Here is a 17,718-nt window from a genome sequence, read left to right on the forward strand (position 1 = left end):
AAGACAAGACACCGCAGAAGAGGCCCGAGCGCCGCCCCATGAATACCCAGTACCGCAAGAACCTTCCCGGCACCACGCTGGACCATTTCGACGCGCGCGAAGCCGTCGAGGCCCTGCGTCCCGGCGCCTGGGCCACGCTGCCCTACACCTCGCGCGTGCACGCCGAGAACCTCGTGCGCCGCTGCGATCCGGCCATCCTCGAGCAGAGCCTGCGGCAGATCGTCGAGGGCCGGCGCGAGCACGACTTTCCGTGGTTTCCGGCGCGCGTGGTGTGCCACGACATCCTGGGCCAGACCGCGCTGGTCGACCTGGCCGGCCTGCGCGATGCCATCGCCGAACAGGGCGGCGACCCGGCGAAGGTGAACCCGGTGGTGCCGGTGCAGCTCATCGTGGACCATTCGCTGGCGGTGGAGTGCGGCGGCTTCGACCCCGACGCCTTCGAGAAGAACCGCGCCATAGAAGACCGGCGCAACGAGGACCGCTTCCACTTCATCGACTGGACGAAGCGGGCCTTCAGGAACGTGGAGGTGATACCGCCGGGCAACGGGATCATGCATCAGATCAACCTGGAGCGGATGTCGCCCGTGGTGCACGCGCAGGACGGCGTGGCCTACCCCGACACCCTGGTCGGCACCGACAGCCACACGCCGCACGTCGATGCGCTGGGCGTCATCGCCATCGGCGTGGGCGGGCTGGAGGCCGAGAACGTGATGCTGGGCCGGGCCTCGTGGATGCGCCTGCCCGTCATCGTCGGCGTGAAGCTCTCGGGCCGGCCGCAGCCGGGCATCACCGCCACCGACGTGGTGCTGGCGCTGACCGAGTTCCTGCGCCAGTCGAGGGTGGTGGGCGCGTACCTGGAGTTCCACGGCGAGGGCGCGGCCAGCCTCACGCTGGGCGACCGCGCGACCATCTCCAACATGGCGCCCGAGTACGGCGCCACGGCCGCGATGTTCGCCATCGACCAGCAGACCATCGACTACCTGCGTCTCACCGGCCGAAGCGACGAGCAGGTGCGGCTGGTGGAAACCTATGCGAAGCACACCGGCCTGTGGGCCGATGCGCTGAAGGACGCGGTGTACGAGCGCGTGCTGCATTTCGACCTCTCGACGGTGGTGCGCAACATGGCGGGCCCGTCGAATCCGCATGCGCGCGTGGCCACAACCGAGCTCGCGGCGCGCGGCATCGCGGCGCCCTGGCGCGACGAGCCGGGCCGCATGCCCGACGGCGCGGTGATCATCGCGGCCATCACCAGCTGCACCAATACCAGCAACCCGCGCAACGTGATCGCCGCCGGCCTGCTGGCGCGCAATGCCAACCGGCTTGGGCTCGTACGCAAGCCGTGGGTCAAGTCATCGCTGGCGCCGGGCTCCAAGGCGGTGACGCTGTACCTGCAAGAGGCCGGCCTGATGGGCGAGCTGGAGCAGCTCGGCTTCGGCGTGGTGGCCTACGCCTGCACCTCGTGCAACGGCATGTCGGGCGCGCTCGATCCCGCGATACAGCAGGAGATCGTCGAGCGCGACCTGTACGCGACCGCCGTGCTCTCGGGCAACCGCAACTTCGACGGCCGCATCCACCCGTATGCGCGGCAGGCCTTCCTTGCCTCGCCGCCGCTGGTGGTGGCTTACGCGATCGCCGGCACCGTGCGCTTCGACATCGAGCGCGACGTACTCGCCGTGGTCGACGGCAGGGAGGTGCGGCTGAAGGACATCTGGCCCGACGATGCGGAGATCGACGCCATCGTGAAGTCCAGCGTCAAGCCCGCGCACTTCCGCGAGGTGTACGAGCCGATGTTCGCGATCCGGCCCGACACGGGCGACAAGGTGGCGCCGCTGTACGACTGGCGCGCCGCCTCCACCTACATCCGCCGTCCGCCCTACTGGGAAGGTGCGCTGGCCGGCGAGCGCACGCTCAGGGGCATGCGGCCGCTGGCGATCCTGCCGGACAACATCACCACCGACCACCTCTCGCCCTCCAACGCGATCCTCATGGACAGCGCGGCCGGCGAGTACCTCCACAAGATGGGCCTGCCCGAGGAGGACTTCAATTCCTACGCCACCCATCGCGGCGACCACCTCACGGCGCAGCGCGCCACCTTCGCCAACCCCACGCTCAAAAACGAGATGGTGCGCAAGGAAGACGGCAGCGTGCGCGCCGGCTCGCTGGCGCGCGTGGAGCCCGAGGGGCAGGTCATGCGCATGTGGGAGGCCATCGAGACCTACATGCTGCGCAGGCAGCCGCTGATCATCGTGGCGGGTGCCGACTACGGCCAGGGCTCCTCGCGCGACTGGGCGGCCAAGGGCGTGCGCCTCGCGGGCGTGGAGGCCATCGCGGCCGAGGGCTTCGAGCGCATCCACCGCACCAACCTGATCGGCATGGGCGTGCTCCCGCTCGAATTCAAGCCCGGCACCAGTCGCCTGACGCTGGGCCTGGACGGCACCGAGACCTACGACGTGACCGGCGCCCGCGAGCCGCGCGCCGACCTCACGCTGGTGGTCCGCCGCCGCAACGGCGAGCGGCTCGAAGTGCCGATGACCTGCCGCCTCGACACCGCAGAGGAAGTGTCCATCTACGAAGCGGGCGGTGTGCTGCAGCGCTTCGCGCAGGATTTCCTCGCCCGCGCCACACCCGTGGCCGCATGAACCGAGAATCGCAGCCCATGGCTTCCTTCGGACCACAGATCAGGATTCCCGCGACCTACATGCGCGGCGGCACCAGCAAGGGCGTGTTCTTCCGCCTGCAGGACCTGCCCAAGGCCGCGCAGGTGCCCGGCAAGGCGCGCGACGCGCTGCTGCTGCGCGTCGTCGGCAGCCCCGACCCCTACGGCAAGCAGATCGACGGCATGGGCGCCGCCACCTCCAGCACCAGCAAGGCGGTGATTCTTTCGAAGAGCGACAGGCCCGGCCACGACGTGGACTATCTCTTCGGCCAGGTGTCGATCGACCAGCCTTTCGTCGACTGGAGCGGCAACTGCGGCAACCTCTCGGCGGCCGTCGGCCCCTTTGCCATCGCCAACGGCCTGGTCGACGGCGGCTGCATGCCGCGCGACGGCGTGGCGGTGGTGCGCATCTGGCAGGCCAACATCGGAAAGACCATCGTTGCGCACGTGCCCATCGGCGATGGCGCGGTGCAGGAAACCGGCGACTTCGGGCTCGACGGCGTGACCTTCCCGGCCGCCGAGGTGCAGCTCGAATTCATGGACCCGGCTGCCGAAGAAGAGGGCGCGGGCGGCGCGATGTTCCCGACCGGCAATCTGGTCGACGAGCTCGAGGTGCCCGGCGTCGGCACGCTGCGCGCGACGATGATCAACGCCGGCATCCCGACCATCTTCGTGCAGGCCGAAGCCGTCGGCTACACGGGCACCGAGCTGCAGGACGCGGTCAACGGCGACGCCGCCGCGCTCGCGAAGTTCGAAGCGATCCGCGCGCACGGCGCGGTGCGCATGGGACTCATCGGGCACGTCGGCGAAGCGGCAGGGCGGCAGCACACGCCCAAGGTCGCGTTCGTCGCCAGGCCCGCGAGCTACACGGCTTCCAGCGGCAAGCCGGTCGCGGCGGGCGATGTCGACCTGCTGGTGCGCGCGCTGTCGATGGGCAAGCTGCACCACGCCATGATGGGCACGGCGGCCGTGGCCATCGGCACGGCGGCCGCCATTCCGGGCACGCTGGTCAATCTCGCGGCCGGCGGCGGCGAGCGCTCGGCGGTGCGCTTCGGCCATCCCTCGGGCACGCTGCGCGTTGGCGCGCAGGCCAGCCAGGCCGATGGCGAGTGGCGCGTGACCAAGGCCGTGATGAGCCGCAGCGCCCGCGTGCTGATGGAAGGCTGGGTGCGCGTGCCCGGCGACAGTTTCTGATTGGAGTGTTTTCCGAATGTCCACCCGCAAGCAACTCAAGTCCCTCGCGCAGGCCCGGCGCGGCCTGATCGTTCCCGGCGCCTTCAACGCGTTGTCCGCCAGGGTCGTCGAAGACCTGGGCTTCGAGGCGATCTACATCACCGGCGCGGGCGTCACCAACATGTGGTTCGGCATGCCCGACCAGGGCTTCATGGGCCTCGCGGAGATCGCCGACCACACCGCCCGCATCCGCGACGCGGTCTCGGTGCCGCTGCTCGTCGATGCCGACACCGGCTTCGGCAATGCGCTGAACGTGCGCCACACGGTGCGCACGCTGGAGCGTGCCGGCGCCGACTGCATCCAGTTCGAGGACCAGGTCGCGCCCAAGCGCTGCGGCCATTTCTCGGGCAAGGAAGTGATCTCCACCGAGGAGGCCGTGAGCAAGATCAAGGCGGCCGTCGACGCCCGCCAGGACCAGGACCTGCTGATCATGGCTCGCACCGACGCGGCCGCCGTCCACGGCTTCGAGGCCGCGGTCGAGCGTGCGCAGAAGTTCGCCGAGGCCGGCGCCGACATCCTTTTCGTGGAGGCCGTGACGAAGGAGGAGGAGGTGCGGGCGCTGCCCAGGCGCCTGGACAGGCCGCAGCTCATGAACATGGTGATCGGCGGCAGGACGCCGATCTTCAACGCCACCGAACTCGGCAAGCTGGGCTACGGCATCGTCCTGTATGCCAACGCCGCGCTGCAAGGCGCCGTGGCGGGAATGCAGAAGGCGCTGACCGTGTTGCGCGACGAGAAGGAGGTGCAGGAGTCCAGCGGGCTGGTCACGCCGTTCGCGGAGCGCCAGCGGCTGGTGGGCAAGCCCGAGTGGGATGCGCTGGAGAAGCGGTACACCTGACGGGGCAGGGGTGCGCGGGCCCGTTTTCCCGACGGCCTTCACGACGAACGGCACGAGTAGACTCCGCGGCTTTTCCTTTCCGCAGAGGAGCGACCCGCGATGGCAATCCTGGACGCCGGACCCTTCTTCCACGGCACGCGCGCGGATCTTCAGGTGGGAGATCTGCTCACGGCCGGCTTCAGGTCGAACTACGACGGCCGCGTCGTCATGAACCACATCTACTTCACCGCCTGGCCCAAGGGCGCCGGGCTGGCCGCCGAAATGGCGAAGGGCGAGGGCCGTTGCCGCGTCTACATCGTCGAGCCCACCGGCGCCTACGAGGACGACCCCAACGTCACCGACAAGAAGTTCCCCGGCAATCCCACGCGCTCGTACCGAAGCCGGGAGCCGCTGCGGATCGTCGGCGAGCTGGAGACCTGGGAGCCCTTCGACGCGGAGTACATCCGCCAGCTCAGGGAGCGCGTGCGCGTCGGTATGGGAGAGATCGTCAACTGACTCCCGCCTGCGTTGGCCGGCGTGGCCGCGGCCGCCCGTCAGCGCAGTACCAGCACCGGAATGTGCGAGTGCGTCAGCACGTGCAGCGTCTCGCTGCCCATCAGCAGGCGCGCCAGGCTGCGCCGGCCGTGCGAGGCCATCACGATCAGGTCGCACTGCTGGTTCTTCGCGGCCGCGATGATGGCCTCGGCCACCTGGTTCGACTTCATGACCACGGCCCTCGGATTGCGCACGCCCCTGGCGGTCGCGGTGGCGACCGACCTGTCGACCAGCCGGCGCGCGGCCTGGTCCGACTGCTCCTGCGCGGCCTCGATGTCGCGCAGGCTCAGCATCATCGAACCTTCGAAGTAGCCGGTGGGCTCGATGTGCGCGACGGTGACGCTCACCAGTTCGGCATTGCAGAGCAGGGCCAGCTCGATGGCGGCATTGACCGCTTGCTCCGACAGCGCCGAGCCGTCGGTAGCCACGAGAACACGCTTGTACATGGCAGGCTCCTTGGCCCCCGGCACCGCGGGTGCCCTCGCATTTCAGTCTAGTTCGCGATCCCGGCCGTGCAAGAGATCGCGGGGCGATCAGGGGCGGCCCTCTATTTTTCGCGCCGGCTGCCGATATAGATCCTTTCCATGCAGGACAACCGAAGGAGGATCGGGATGCTGAATGCCATCGGCGCGAGCGGCAGCGCAACAAGGAGCGGGGGCAACGCCAACGCGGAGATCGCGAAGATCCAGCGGCAGATCACCGCCACGCAGAAACAGATCGGCGAGACGCAGGCCCAGCTGCTCGCCGCGCCCGAGGATGCCCGCGATGCGATCCGGATGCAGCTTGAGGCGCTCGCGGCCAAGCTCGCGATGCTGCAGCAGCAGATGAACGCGCTGCGCAACGCCGGCGTCCAGCAAAGCGCGATGGCCTCGCTGGAAGAAAGCGCCGCCAGCACGCAGCGCGCCAGCCACGGCGCCTCGGGAAAGCTGGGGAGCGTGGTGGACGTGCAGGCCTGATCGCCCGCAGGGTCAGCCGCCGGGTCAGCCGCCGGGTCAGCCGCCGCGCTCGGGCCAGCGGTGCCGCGTGCCGCCCGAGCGGCGGTCGGCCTTCTCCGCCACCACGCCCTGCGCGAGCAGCGCTTCCCCGCGCTGCTCCAGATGCTGCAGGCAGCGCAGGAAGGCGTCCAGGTCCGCGGGCGCCACGCCTTCCAGCAGCTCGGTGTTCAGCCCCGCGATGCGCGGGAAGAGCCGGCCGAAGAGCTGCTGGCCCGAGGCGCTCAGCCGCACGTGCACCTCGCGCCGGTCTTCCGCGTTCTGGCGGCGGTGCACCAGCTTCTTGTCGACCAGGCTGCGCAGTCCGCGCGAGGTGCGTACGCGGTCCAGATGCAGCAGCGTGGCCAATGCCGACGCTGTCATCTCGCCCTCCTGCGCGAGCGTGGCGATCATTCCCCACTCGCGGCGCGTGATGCCGAAGCCACCCTCGACCAGCCGCGTCGCCATGCCGTTGCCGGCCCGCACGGCGCGCACCATGCGGTAGAGCACCAGGTCGTCCAGTGAACGGGGCGTGCGCAGCGCGTCGGCGTCGGGGAAAGCTTGTCGCATACGGGGGTGAGGGTGACGTGATTGCGGAAACGCCGGGAGTGTGGTTCGCCCGCCTCGGCAGGCAGTTGGTTGATTAGATCAACTGTTTCCCCATACGTATAAACCAGTAACAAATTTGAACGAGCGGAAACAGTCTTGACTCGCGATTTTCGCCGCGAAAACGCGCCTGTCCCCCCGCTCGCACCCACCGTCCGCAGGAGACCCGATCCGATGCCCGCATTCCTTTCCCGGCGCAAGCTCATCATGGCAGGAGGCTTCGCCCTGGCCGCCTGCGCTCCCCTGGCCCAGGCCCAGGCGCCCGCCGCGCTGGACGGCGGCCCGCTCACCCTCGTGGTCGGCTATGCCGCGGGCGGCAGCACCGACCGGATCGCGCGGCTGATCGCCGAGCGGCTCACGCCGAAGCTCGGGGTGCAGGTGAGCGTGGAAAACCGTCCGGGCGAAGGCGGCCGTCTCGCGGCCAAGGAGGTGAAGCGCGCGCCGGCCACGCAGAACGTGCTGATGCTGGGCAACCCCGCCGTGATGGTGGTCGCGCCGCTGGTCATCAAGGACGCGGGCTACGACCCCGACAAGGACTTCGTGCCCGTCTCGCAGGTCAGCAGCTACGACTTCGCATTGGCCGTCGGCAGCAAGCTCCAGCTCGACCGCGCGATGTTCCTGGTGGGCCGGCTCTGGGCGCACCCCGAGGAGGCCATCTTCGGCGTGCCCGCCACCGGCAGCCTGCCGCACTTCTTCGGCCTGATGGTGGGCGACGCGCTGAGCGTGCAGCCGCAGATCAAGGGCTATGGCGGCTCGGCGCCGCTGGCGGCCGACCTGGTCAACGGCAGCCTGCCCATCGCCATCGACACGCTCGACTCGCTCTACCCGCAGCACGTGGCCGGCAAGATCCGCATCCTCGCCACCTCGGGCAAGAAGCGCGCGAGCTTCGCGTCCAACATTCCGACTTTCCGCGAGGCCGGCATGAAGATCGATGCCGACGGCTGGAACACCTTCTTTGCGCCGGCTTCCATGCCGCCCGCCAAGGTGCAGCTGCTGGCCAACGCGATCCGCGACGTGATGAAGGACCCTGGCCTGCAGAAGGCGGCCGAGTCGCTCTTCATCACGCCGGTGGTGAGCAATACGGCGGAGACGGCGCAGATGCTCAAGGCGTACCGGGCGCAGTGGGAGCCCGTGGTGCGCCGCTCGGGCTTTCATCCCTGAACTTGATACTCCCCCAGGCTTCGCGCACTTGGTGTCGCGCGCGCCTTTCCCCTCGCCGGGGGCGGCATCTGCGGCCCGGCAGAGCCGGTTCCGCGGTGTCGCGCGAACATGCAGTGGAAGCTCAGGAGGCGAGGGCGCCCATCTCGGCGATGAGATCGGCCTTGCCCTCGAGGCCGATGCAGGGCATGGGCGGGCCCTCCCTCAGACGATCCGTACCGCCAGCTCCGGCAGCCGGTCGATGTGGATCTGGATCAGGTCGCCCCGCACCACCGGCCCCACGTTCTCCGGCGTGCCCGAATAGATGATGTCGCCCGGCTTCAGCTCGAAAGCCTGCGACAGGCGGCTGATCTGCTCGGCCACCGACCAGATCATGTGCCTGAGCGTGGCGTTCTGTTTGGTCTGCCCGTTCACCTTGAGCCAGATCGCGCCGTCGCTGAAGTGCCCGACCTTCGCCACGGGGTGGATCGGCCCGACGGGCGCCGAGTGGTCGAAGCTCTTGCCGATCTCCCAGGGCTTCTTCTGATCGCCCATCTCGCGCTGCAGGTCGCGGCGCGTCATGTCCAGGCCCAGCGAGTAGCCGTACACATGGTCGAGCGCGGCGCTCGTCGCGATGTCGCGCCCGCCCTTGCCCAGCGCCACCACCAGTTCGACCTCGTAGTGGTAGTTCTTCGTGAGCGTGGGATAAGGATGGTCGGCCACCACGCCGGGCGTCACGACCTGGATCGCATCGGCCGGCTTCTGGAAGAAGAAGGGCGGCTCGCGGCTCGGGTCCGAGCCCATCTCGCGCGCATGCGCCTCGTAGTTGCGGCCGATGCAGTAGATGCGGCGCACCGGAAAGACCTGGTTGCTGCCGACGATCGGAATGGTCGACGATGCGACGTCGAACGGCGTGGCGGCCGAGCGGCCTGCCCCTGCGGGCAGTGCACAGCCGGCGATCGCACCGGTGGCCATGGCGGCGGAACCGGCCAGCAGGCCGCGGCGGGAAGTGATCATGGCGTCTGTCTCCTTGGTCTTGTGGAATGCGTCGTCGCCGTGCCTCTCACGGCTGGTCGATTCTGGGACGGCAGGCCGGCGAGCAAGTGGACGCATCTATGCAAAAACAGGACATAGCTCATCGAGCAGCGGGGGGCGCGGTGGCGAGCCGGCGGGCATGAGCCTCGATCCAAACCTGCCGGGCTCTCAGAAGCTGCGGACGAAAAAAGGCCCATGCGGCGAGGGCCCGCCTCCACGTCGGTGCGTGGCGGCGGGCCCTGCCGCATGGGCCGGGCTGGCTGGCTCGGGGCTAGCTGGCGCTTTGCTGGTGTCGCCGTCCCAGCGCGAACACCGAATTCGGCGCGTCGACGACGAAGGGCTTGCGCGTGGCGGGCTGGCCGCTGGGCGAACGCCGCACCTCGTTGCGCACCGCGGCCTGCACGCCCTTGGCCTTTTGTTCGTCGACCAGGCTCTGCAGCGAGATCGACTTCAGGAACTCGACCGCCCGCAGGTTCACGGTGGCCCAGAGTTCGTCGATCTCGCAGCGGCCGGCTTCACCCGGCGCATCGGCGTCGCGCCTGTGGGTGGTTTCGGCATCGTGTTCCTCGATCGAAAGGACGATGTCGGCCACGGAAATCTCCGTCGCCTTGCGGCTCAACGAATAGCCGCCGCCAGGGCCCCGGGTCGATTCGACCAGGCTGGCGCGGCGCAGCTTGCCGAACAGCAGTTCGAGGTACGAGAGCGAAACGCGCTGGCGCAGGCTGATCGAGGCCAGCGTGACGGGGCCCGACCGCCCATGAAGGGCGATGTCGATCATCGCGGTGACCGCGAAGCGGCCTTTGGTGGTGAGACGCATGGGATGTTCCTTCCTTTTCTTCCTTCGTGGGGAATCACTCGTCCCGGCCGCCGGCGATGCCCAGCAGGGCCAGCAGCGACTGGAAGACGTTGTAGATGCTGAGATACACACCCAGCGTGGCGGAGATGTAGTTGGTCTCCAGGCCATCCTTCACGCGCTTGAGGTCGTGCAGGATGAAGGCCGAGAAGATGCCGATGGCCAGCACCGACAGCGTCATCATCAGCGCGCTCGACTTGATGAAGAAGTTGGCGATGCCCGCCACCAGCAGCAGGATGGCGCCGATGAAGAGCCACTTGCCCATGGAGGACAGGTCGCGCTTGATGACCGACGACAGCGTGGCCATGCCGAAGAAGATCGCGCCGGTGCCGGCGAAGGCCGTCATCACCAGGCTGGCGCCGTTGGCCAGGCCGAGCACGGTGCCGACCAGGCGCGACAGCATCAGGCCCATGAAGAAGGTGAAGGCCAGCAGCACCGGCACGCCGGCGGCCGATTCCTTGGTCTTCTCGATCGCGTACATGAAGCCGAAGGCGCCGCCGAGGAACACCATCAGGCCGATGCCCGGCGACATCGCGCGCGAGAAGCCCGTGGAGACGCCGATCCAGGCGCCGAGCACGGTGGGCACCATCGACAGCGCGAGCAGCCAGTAGGTGTTGCGCAGGACGCGGTTGCGCTCCTGCGGCGAGGCGATCGGCAGCTCGATGCTGTCGTGGTAGGCGGTAGGGCTGTTGTTCATTGTGTTGATTCCTTGAAGCTGGACCGGCACCGCGTGCGCGCAATGGATGTCGCGCGCAACGAGGGCACAGGGCCGTGAATGGGAGAGAGAGCAGGTAGCGGCTGTTGCGAAGCGGGCGGCGCCGGATGACGGCCGGCCAGGGTCACAACAAGGGGGCGGGAGCCATGGCGGCTCCCGGTCGCGAAGGCTGTTCGAGCCTAGGCGACGAAGGCAGCGGCGCGGGGTGGCCGCTTGGGTCGCGCCAGGAACGGCGAGACGATGGTGGTCAGGCCGAGTTTCGGCGGCTGTTCCGTGAAGCGCAGCAGCGCGGGCGCGCCATTGCGTGCGTCGACGAGTTCGGCGTGTTCGGAGCCGGCTTCGTCCAGGGAAAGGGAGTCTTCCGACGCCTGGTCGGCATCGCCTGCCGGCTTTTGGGCGTCGGAGAGATCGGAGATGTCGGAAAGATCCGGGAAGGCGACGCTGACGATCAGCGTCTGGGTTGCCTGGGCCGTCTGCGGTTCAGCGTGCGCATGGCCGGCACCGGGCATGTTGTGCGCAAGCACGGCGAAGCCGTAGCAGGACAACATGATGGCAAGAACGGTAGCGGCAAACMAGCGGGACATGTAGGGGTATTTTACCTGCCGCGCGGGAGGGTACCCGCGGCGGCGCTTTCAACCGACCTGATCGCACGGATGTTCACTGTCCCTCAGGCCGGCGCGGTCGTGTTTTCGCTGCCTTCGGGCTGCAGCCATTCGCTCGCGTGGGCGCGCAGGGCGTCTATCTGCAGCCAGATCAGACCGAGTTCGGTATGGAAAGTTCGCGCGTGCGGATCACCGCGTTCGCCGCTATCGGCCGCCGCCTGCGCCAGCGCGGCGCGCGCGGCAGCTTCAGATTCGATGCTGCCTGTTACATCCACCGTGCCCTTTTCCAGTCCGTCCGCCAGCGCCTCCAGCGCCGCGATCGCCCCCTCGGCCGACGCATGCAGCACCGCCATCTGCGCCGAATCGGGCAGCACCGCGCGATGCGCGCCGAGCGCCGACAGATAGCTCAACAGCGTGTGCGAGCGGATGAGGAAGCGCAGAGCCACCCCCGCGCGCGGCCGCACGTAGCCCGGCTCGCGGAACATGTCCGACACCGCGGTGGACAGCGCCGCGTCCGCGTTGTGGTCGTTGCGCCGTGCCAGCCGGTAGTCGAGGTGGTCGCGCGCGCCGGTGCGGTACTGCCCCACGATCTGCCTCAGATAGCCCGCATGGCCGCGCATCGCGGCGGCCGCCAGTTCGTTGATGCGCCGCGCCTGCCAGTGCGGCAGCACCAGCAGCACCGCCAGCCCCGCGATGGCGCTGCCGATGGCGGTGTCGACCAGCCGCGGCACCAGCAGCACACCGCTGTCGCCGACCTGGTTGAAGCACATCAGCACCAGCAGCGTCATCGAGGCCGTGGCCAGCAGGTAGCGCGTGGTGCGGGTCGCGAAGAACAGCACGCCGGCGATCACCGCGAGCACCGATTGCACCAGCGGCTGCGGAAAGAGCTGCAGCAGCGCCCAGCCCGCCACCACGCCGAGGGCAGTGCCGGCAATGCGCTGTCCCATGCGCGCGATGGTGTCGCCATACGTCTGCTGGCAGACGAACAGCGTGGTCAGCAGGATCCAGTAGCCCTGCGCCGGGTGGATGAAATGCATCACCCCGTAGCCCGCCACCAGCGCGATCGACAGCCGAAGTGCATGCCGAAAGAGCGGCGAGCGCACCGTGAGCTGCCGCCGCACCCGCTCCACCGCGTCGCGCCAGGAGCGCGGCGAGCGATCGAACAAACCCATCTCCGTACGGCCCGCGCGCGCCGAAGGCTGGCTGGCCCCCGCGAGCTGGCCGTCGAGCAGCGCGAGATTGCGCGCCAGCGCCTCCACCGAGGCCAGCAGCGCCAGCCGGGCGGGCGTGTCTGCCCGTGCGCGTTCGTGCTCGATGGCGCTGCGCAGATCGGCCAGCGCCTGCACGGTCTCGGTTCCCACCTCGAAGGGCTCGCGCCGCTCCACCGAATCGGCCAGCCGTTGGCAGGCCAGCCCTTGCAGGCCCAGCACGCGCTGGCAGCGGTAGAGCAGGTCGCTGTGGAAGAAGGCATCGGCCAGTGCGTTGTAGTCGTCGTGCGAGGAACTGGCGCGCTCGTGCACGTCCTGCGCGATCAGGTAGAGGCCCCGGTAGCGCGAGATGCGCCCGGTCGGCGCCCGCGCGCCGATGCGGCGGAAGATGCTCTCCTTGGCCGCATTGAGCTCCGTCACCACCTCGGCGTTGAGCTGCGCGAGCGCAAGCCGCTTGCGCTCGATGTCGATGCCGCGCAGCGGCTCGAAGAGCGACGCCTTGAAGCGCACGTAGTTGCCCAGCACCGTGAACAGAGCCACCAGCCGCGCCTGCACCGGCTGCGCCGGAAAGGCCGCGCACCACAGCACGGAGAACACGCCGTACCAGGCCGCGCCGGCCACCAGCAGCAGGGGTTCGCGCCCGCGCTGCGCCACGCCGTGCACGCCCATGTTCTCGATGCCCAGCGTGGCGTACATCGCGAGGATCAGCGTCGCATACGCGATCGCCCTGTAGCGCGCCTCCACGGCGCCGAGCATCGTCAGCCAGAAGGCCGCGAGCGCGAGCCCGGCGATGAACAGCAGCGGCATGCCGAAGGCCGCCTCCACCGCGAACGCGATGGCCGCGAAGCAGCCCAGCGTGACCACCTGTGCGCGCAGCCGTCCGCGCCAGCTGTCGTCGGTCTCGGCGAGCGCGCTGGCGATGGCGCCGAGGAAAAGGGGGATCACCGCATCGGTGTGGCCGGTCCAGGCGCAGCCCGCCATGAGGCTGCCGAGTGTGAGAAGAATGCGCACGGGCTGCGCGCGAGAGGCGAAAGACCGCAGCCGCTGGCGCAGCGCGTCGGGAGACAGGGGAAGCATGATGGGCCGATCTTGCACGATGCATGCCACGGCCGTGTGGCGCTGAGAGTCGATCAGCGCCGGCTGTGCAGGAATCCGTGGCGCGGCGCGATCCACCGGACCTGTTCTTCGTCGGCCGTGGGCGCATCGGAAGTGCCCGCGAACAGCATTCCTTCTTCGACCAGCAGGAACCGGCTCGCCCGCGAACTCCCATCGCCCGGCAGCACGCGCAGCGTGGCATCTCCGATACGGATCTGCTCGCCCGGTGCCGGCACCATGGTGGCTGCATCGGAAGCCGCCTGCGTCGACAGACGCCATCGCACACGCCCCGGCGTGGCGGCGGCAAGCGCCTCGGCATGCGCGGAGCTCGCGGGCGATGCGTCGATCAGCGCGCAATCGCCGCCCGCCGCTCCTACAAAGTAGCTGTGCACCAGCGTGCCGAACCCGTCGCCGGCTTCTCCGGTCACCCGCAGCACCCGCGCCGACAGCCGCATGACCAGCCCGGCCTCATGCGCATAGCGCCCGCCGCCTTCGCCATCCGGATCGACAAAGCCGACCTCCTCGTACGCAGGCTCTTCCATGTTCACCGGCCGCCTCCCTGCCGGACCATCCGCCAGCCGCGGCATCACGCGCGGAATGTGCTTCAGCCCGCGCGCATGCGCCATGAGCCCGTCCACGCTTTCGAATTGCGCGAGTTCCAGCAGGATGCGGCGCGTCACGTTCATCAGCTTCAGTCCGCGCGCCGGGTCCGCTGCATCGGCGGGCCGCAGCCACATGTGTTCGACCGTCTCCCGGCCATCGGGCCGCACGCTCTGCGCCTCGGGCATGGCCGCGAGAAAGAAGCGTGTGTCGAAGCGGCGCGGCATTCCCGGCGGCGTGAGCCAGTGCGAGAAATACGCGAGCCGGTCGGCCGCGAGCCGCCAGCCGTGCTGCGCGCACAGCGACAGCAGCGCGTCGGTGCCTTGTTCCGCCGCATGGCGCATCCCGGCGAGCTGGCCGAAGGGCAGGCCGTCCAGCGTCACAGGCCGTCCGGCGTCGTCGGTCGCGAACAGCAGGCCGGCTTCCTCGAAGCATTCGCGGATCGCCGCCGCGTAGTAGTCCAGGCCGCCCTCGGGCACTTCGAGCCGTACGCTCGCGGCCCCGTCGTCGAGGCCGCTGCAGCAGCCGTGCAGGCCACGGTCGTGCGCGTCGATCACGCCACCCGGGAACACACTCGCGCCGCTGTTCTGGTCGTTGGCCTTCTCTGCCCGCCGCAGCATCAGCACCTCGAGGCCGCTGCTTCCGTCGCGCAGCACGATGAGTGTGGCCGCCATGCGCACGGGGCGTGGCGGTGCGGGGCGGGTCGGGGCATCCGTGGGGCTGGCGGTCATGCACGCATTGTCGCGCCGGCCGCTGCTGCCAAGGTGACAGCACCGGAGCGCCGCTGTCGCGCGGAAGACCGTTCGAAAGGCCGCGCGCAACGTACCTTCAAGGCACACCACATACATCGACTCTTGCTGAAGGACGCACCATGCATTTCGAATTCACGCCCCGGGTGATCGCGCTGCGCGAGGAACTGCTCCGGTTCATGGACGAGTACGTCTATCCCAACGAGAAGCGCCACGAAGAGGAGCTTGCCGCCAACGCCCGCGCCGGCCGCCCGTACGCCGAGCTGCCGATGATGGCCGGCCTCAAGGCCAAGGCGCGCGAGCGCGGACTGTGGAACCTGTTCCTGCCCGAGTCGGAGCACGGCCCAGGCCTGAGCAACGTCGAGTACGCACCGCTGTGCGAGATCATGGGCCGGCGCTACTGGTGCTCGGAGATCTTCAACTGCTCCGCGCCCGACACCGGCAACATGGAAGTGCTCGCGCGCTACGGCACCAGGGCGCAGCAGGAGCGCTGGCTCAAGCCGCTGCTGGCCGGCGAGATCCGCTCCTCCTTCGCGATGACCGAGCCCGAGGTGGCCTCCAGCGACGCCACCAACATCCGCTGCAGTATCCGCCGCGAGGGCGACGAGTACGTCATCAACGGCCGCAAGTGGTACATCACCGGCGCGATGAACGAGCGCTGCGAGATCTTCGTGCTCATGGGCAAGACCGACCCCGACAACGCCGACCGCCACAAGCAGCAGTCGATGATCCTCGTGCCGAAGAACACGCCCGGCGTGACCATCGTGCGCGACATGGCGCTGCTGGGCGTGTACGACCCGCCCTTCGGCCATCCGGAGATCGTGTTCGAGAACGTGCGCGTGCCGGTCGAGAACATCCTGCTCGGCGAAGGCCGCGGCTTCGAGATCGCGCAGGGCCGCCTCGGGCCGGGCCGCATCCACCACTGCATGCGCGCTATCGGCATGGCCGAGGCGGCGCTGGAGATGATGTGCCAGCGCCTGGTGTCGCGCACCGCCTTCCACAAGCCGCTGTCGGAGCAGGGCGTCTGGCGCGAGCGCATCGCCGAGTCGCGCATGCTCATCGAACAGTCGCGCTGGATGGTGCTCAACGCCGCCTATCGCATGGACACCGTGGGCAACAAGGTCGCCGCGAAGGAGATCGCGATGATCAAGGTGCTAACGCCCAACAACTGCGTGAAGGTGATCGATTGGGCCATGCAGGCCTACGGCGCCATGGGCCTGAGCCAGGACACGCTGCTCACCAACTTCTACGCCTACGAGCGTCACCTGCGCGTGGCCGATGGCCCCGACGAGGTGCACCGCAACGCGATCGCCAAGCAGGAGCTGGCGGCGTACCAGTAACGGCAAGCCTGGGCCCATTGCCAGGGCCTGTCAGACCATTTTCTCGCCGGTTGACATTCCGGCGGTGTCTTCCCTTTTTTTCGCAAGCTCTCGGCTGCTTTGAGTTGACAAATGTTGACTTGCAGTCCGCATTGCTCGTCTATCTGGAAGGCGAAATTCCCGCACGTTCCCTCGAAATTCCGTGACATTTTTCTCGGGTGCCAAGTTCCGCCACGCCGCGAGTGGCTACTCGCAATCCTTCCGAAATAACATTGAAATAAAACAAAAAAGCATTGCTTAACTGGTAGTGCAGAAAAATCAATTGTTAATGTTTTCAAATAAAGGAGGGAGTAATGAAAACAGAAAATGTCCGCGCCTTGCCGTATGTACGGCTGTTTGCCACGGCCGCCGCGGCCGCGGCAATTTCCGCATGTGGAGGTGGCAGCGGTGGCGGCGGTCTTTCCATGCTGCCGATGGCACCCGCTCCGGCGCCGGCACCCGCGCCTGCCCCAGCGCCCGCGCAACCGGCTGCCGTAGTGGAGAGCTCGGCTGCGTGCTTCAACGAGGCGGATTTTCGCGAGGGAACCACCCTGGAATTCGAGGCGGTATACCCGGGAGCCAGTTCAACGGCCAAGCCTTTCCGCAGAAAGAGCGTGACTGAAGGACGTGAGTCGTTTGCCGGAGCCAATCCGATTGCTTTCAATGTCGGCTCGGAAATGATCGACGTGCCGCAGTTCCAGCAAAGCACCGTCAAGAAGGAGTACAAGGATTTCGCGGGCGGCAACGTCATGCTCTATGGCAAGGCGACGGTGACCAGGACCAAGATCACGCCGCCACAGTCCACGACACCGTCGTCGGACACGGCCTTTGCCTCTTCTGAAACTTATTCGCCCCCGCTTTCGTTTCCGATCGACATGAAGGCTGGGCAGGTCGTTCAGCAGAAGATTTCCTTCACAAAGACGCAAACCGCCAACGGCCGCATCACTTCGACAAACTCCGTTCCGGCGACGGGCGAGCTCGTCTACGTCGGTCGCGAGAAGCTGGACTCTCCGCTGGGGACGTTCAACACTTGCAAGTTTTCCTTGACGGTCACGGTGGGTACCTCATCGCTGGCCAAGGTCACGGTCAACGAGATCTGGCAAGCGGCCGAAGGTCCCTACCGAGGTCAGGTGCTGAAGGGAATCGATCCGAAGTCCCCGATGCTCGTGACGAAGATGACATATTCCCCCAAGTAGCGTTGCACCGGCTGGCCTGCCGGCGCGGCATTGATGCGATCAGATCGCGTCTTCGCTTGCCGGCTTGCAGCAGCTACTGCGAGGGCGGCCCTTCGCCCGCAGAGCCATCCGCTCTGACCGCGGCCCGGAACATGGACAAACGGTAATGAAGCCGCCGCCCCTTCTCTGATCCAATGCCGACTAGGACGGCCCCGGCGGCACCCGCGTGAACGTAACGGCGGCGCGCCGGCCGACTCCATCGCCATGAGCATCAGAACGCAGCCTCCTCACCGTCCTCATTTCTCACCGCCGGCTTTCCATGCCGCTCCGTACCGGGGCGCCGCACCGGCGTG

General features: G+C 68.2%; 16 protein-coding genes. 8 read left to right on the plus strand and 8 right to left on the minus strand.

The genetic code is table 11. From position 1 onward, the window contains the following. Window positions 1–38 precede the first annotated feature (38 nt). From acnD to arr, 4 genes are all read left to right on the plus strand, one after another. Entirely contained in the window at window positions 39–2,639 is a 2,601-nt protein-coding gene (acnD, locus tag QMO14_RS08045) for a Fe/S-dependent 2-methylisocitrate dehydratase AcnD (RefSeq protein WP_301505834.1), read from the plus strand. Between the two features lie 17 nt (window positions 2,640–2,656). Next, window positions 2,657–3,850 carry a 2-methylaconitate cis-trans isomerase PrpF gene (gene prpF / locus QMO14_RS08050; protein ID WP_301505835.1) on the plus strand — a complete coding sequence of 398 codons (1,194 nt, stop codon included), beginning with the start codon at window positions 2,657–2,659 and terminating at the stop codon, window positions 3,848–3,850. 16 nt (window positions 3,851–3,866) lie between these two features. Beyond that, window positions 3,867–4,727 (plus strand): oxaloacetate decarboxylase, encoded by an 861-nt coding sequence (locus QMO14_RS08055; RefSeq protein ID WP_301505836.1) that lies wholly within the window; start codon window positions 3,867–3,869, stop codon window positions 4,725–4,727. 99 nt (window positions 4,728–4,826) lie between these two features. Next, window positions 4,827–5,222, plus strand: coding sequence for an NAD(+)--rifampin ADP-ribosyltransferase (gene arr, locus QMO14_RS08060; RefSeq protein WP_301505837.1), 396 nt, complete (start codon window positions 4,827–4,829; stop codon window positions 5,220–5,222). A 38-nt stretch (window positions 5,223–5,260) separates the two neighbouring features. On the opposite strand, the gene QMO14_RS08065 is transcribed toward arr, so the two are convergent. After that, entirely contained in the window at window positions 5,261–5,707 is a 447-nt protein-coding gene (locus tag QMO14_RS08065; RefSeq protein WP_301505838.1) for a universal stress protein, read from the minus strand. Window positions 5,708–5,872: 165 nt separating this feature from the next. On the opposite strand from QMO14_RS08065, the gene QMO14_RS08070 reads away from it, so the two are divergent. Continuing rightward, the gene (locus QMO14_RS08070; RefSeq protein WP_301505839.1) at window positions 5,873–6,217 is read left to right on the plus strand and encodes a FlxA-like family protein; all 345 of its coding nucleotides are present in this window, start codon (window positions 5,873–5,875) and stop codon (window positions 6,215–6,217) included. A 36-nt stretch (window positions 6,218–6,253) separates the two neighbouring features. Here the strand turns inward: QMO14_RS08070 and QMO14_RS08075 are convergent, their stop codons facing one another. Then, window positions 6,254–6,802: a MarR family winged helix-turn-helix transcriptional regulator gene (locus tag QMO14_RS08075; protein WP_301505840.1), complete on the minus strand. Its 549-nt coding sequence runs from the start codon at window positions 6,800–6,802 to the stop codon at window positions 6,254–6,256. A 210-nt stretch (window positions 6,803–7,012) separates the two neighbouring features. Here QMO14_RS08075 and QMO14_RS08080 point away from each other — a divergent pair, with 210 nt between their 5' ends. After that, window positions 7,013–7,999 (plus strand): tripartite tricarboxylate transporter substrate-binding protein, encoded by a 987-nt coding sequence (locus QMO14_RS08080; protein WP_301505841.1) that lies wholly within the window; start codon window positions 7,013–7,015, stop codon window positions 7,997–7,999. Window positions 8,000–8,200: 201 nt separating this feature from the next. Here the strand turns inward: QMO14_RS08080 and QMO14_RS08085 are convergent, their stop codons facing one another. From QMO14_RS08085 to QMO14_RS08110, 6 genes are all read right to left on the minus strand, one after another. Continuing rightward, window positions 8,201–8,992 (minus strand): fumarylacetoacetate hydrolase family protein, encoded by a 792-nt coding sequence (locus QMO14_RS08085; protein ID WP_301505842.1) that lies wholly within the window; start codon window positions 8,990–8,992, stop codon window positions 8,201–8,203. 289 nt (window positions 8,993–9,281) lie between these two features. Further along, window positions 9,282–9,827 (minus strand): Rrf2 family transcriptional regulator, encoded by a 546-nt coding sequence (locus tag QMO14_RS08090; RefSeq protein WP_301505843.1) that lies wholly within the window; start codon window positions 9,825–9,827, stop codon window positions 9,282–9,284. Between the two features lie 34 nt (window positions 9,828–9,861). Beyond that, window positions 9,862–10,560 carry a Bax inhibitor-1/YccA family protein gene (locus QMO14_RS08095; protein ID WP_301505844.1) on the minus strand — a complete coding sequence of 233 codons (699 nt, stop codon included), beginning with the start codon at window positions 10,558–10,560 and terminating at the stop codon, window positions 9,862–9,864. Window positions 10,561–10,757: 197 nt separating this feature from the next. Then, window positions 10,758–11,162: a hypothetical protein gene (locus QMO14_RS08100; RefSeq protein WP_301505845.1), complete on the minus strand. Its 405-nt coding sequence runs from the start codon at window positions 11,160–11,162 to the stop codon at window positions 10,758–10,760. 83 nt (window positions 11,163–11,245) lie between these two features. Beyond that, complete coding sequence (gene yccS / locus QMO14_RS08105; protein WP_301505846.1) at window positions 11,246–13,465, minus strand: YccS family putative transporter; 2,220 nt, start codon at window positions 13,463–13,465, stop codon at window positions 11,246–11,248. A 53-nt stretch (window positions 13,466–13,518) separates the two neighbouring features. Beyond that, entirely contained in the window at window positions 13,519–14,814 is a 1,296-nt protein-coding gene (locus QMO14_RS08110) for an NUDIX domain-containing protein (RefSeq protein WP_301505847.1), read from the minus strand. 140 nt (window positions 14,815–14,954) lie between these two features. Here QMO14_RS08110 and QMO14_RS08115 point away from each other — a divergent pair, with 140 nt between their 5' ends. Both QMO14_RS08115 and QMO14_RS08120 read left to right on the plus strand, forming a co-directional pair. Then, window positions 14,955–16,172, plus strand: a complete 1,218-nt coding sequence (locus QMO14_RS08115; protein ID WP_301505848.1) for an acyl-CoA dehydrogenase family protein — start codon at window positions 14,955–14,957, stop codon at window positions 16,170–16,172. 332 nt (window positions 16,173–16,504) lie between these two features. Continuing rightward, window positions 16,505–17,386, plus strand: a complete 882-nt coding sequence (locus QMO14_RS08120; protein WP_301505849.1) for a hypothetical protein — start codon at window positions 16,505–16,507, stop codon at window positions 17,384–17,386. The last annotated feature ends 332 nt before the right edge of the window (window positions 17,387–17,718 follow it).

The sequence above is a fragment of the Variovorax sp. CAN15 genome, assembly GCF_030462475.1.
GTDB lineage: Bacteria > Pseudomonadota > Gammaproteobacteria > Burkholderiales > Burkholderiaceae_C > Variovorax.

Excerpts from the sequence above, each read along its gene's own strand:
- acnD (WP_301505834.1), top strand. The coding sequence starts at position 39 with ATGAATACCCAGTACCGCAAGAACCTTCCCGGCACCACGCTGGACCAT.
- prpF (WP_301505835.1), top strand. The coding sequence starts at position 2,657 with ATGGCTTCCTTCGGACCACAGATCAGGATTCCCGCGACCTACATGCGC.
- QMO14_RS08055 (WP_301505836.1), top strand. The coding sequence starts at position 3,867 with ATGTCCACCCGCAAGCAACTCAAGTCCCTCGCGCAGGCCCGGCGCGGC.
- arr (WP_301505837.1), top strand. The coding sequence starts at position 4,827 with ATGGCAATCCTGGACGCCGGACCCTTCTTCCACGGCACGCGCGCGGAT.
- QMO14_RS08065 (WP_301505838.1), bottom strand. The coding sequence starts at position 5,707 with ATGTACAAGCGTGTTCTCGTGGCTACCGACGGCTCGGCGCTGTCGGAG.
- QMO14_RS08070 (WP_301505839.1), top strand. The coding sequence starts at position 5,873 with ATGCTGAATGCCATCGGCGCGAGCGGCAGCGCAACAAGGAGCGGGGGC.
- QMO14_RS08075 (WP_301505840.1), bottom strand. The coding sequence starts at position 6,802 with ATGCGACAAGCTTTCCCCGACGCCGACGCGCTGCGCACGCCCCGTTCA.
- QMO14_RS08080 (WP_301505841.1), top strand. The coding sequence starts at position 7,013 with ATGCCCGCATTCCTTTCCCGGCGCAAGCTCATCATGGCAGGAGGCTTC.
- QMO14_RS08085 (WP_301505842.1), bottom strand. The coding sequence starts at position 8,992 with ATGATCACTTCCCGCCGCGGCCTGCTGGCCGGTTCCGCCGCCATGGCC.
- QMO14_RS08090 (WP_301505843.1), bottom strand. The coding sequence starts at position 9,827 with ATGCGTCTCACCACCAAAGGCCGCTTCGCGGTCACCGCGATGATCGAC.
- QMO14_RS08095 (WP_301505844.1), bottom strand. The coding sequence starts at position 10,560 with ATGAACAACAGCCCTACCGCCTACCACGACAGCATCGAGCTGCCGATC.
- yccS (WP_301505846.1), bottom strand. The coding sequence starts at position 13,465 with ATGCTTCCCCTGTCTCCCGACGCGCTGCGCCAGCGGCTGCGGTCTTTC.
- QMO14_RS08110 (WP_301505847.1), bottom strand. The coding sequence starts at position 14,814 with ATGACCGCCAGCCCCACGGATGCCCCGACCCGCCCCGCACCGCCACGC.
- QMO14_RS08115 (WP_301505848.1), top strand. The coding sequence starts at position 14,955 with ATGCATTTCGAATTCACGCCCCGGGTGATCGCGCTGCGCGAGGAACTG.
- QMO14_RS08120 (WP_301505849.1), top strand. The coding sequence starts at position 16,505 with ATGAAAACAGAAAATGTCCGCGCCTTGCCGTATGTACGGCTGTTTGCC.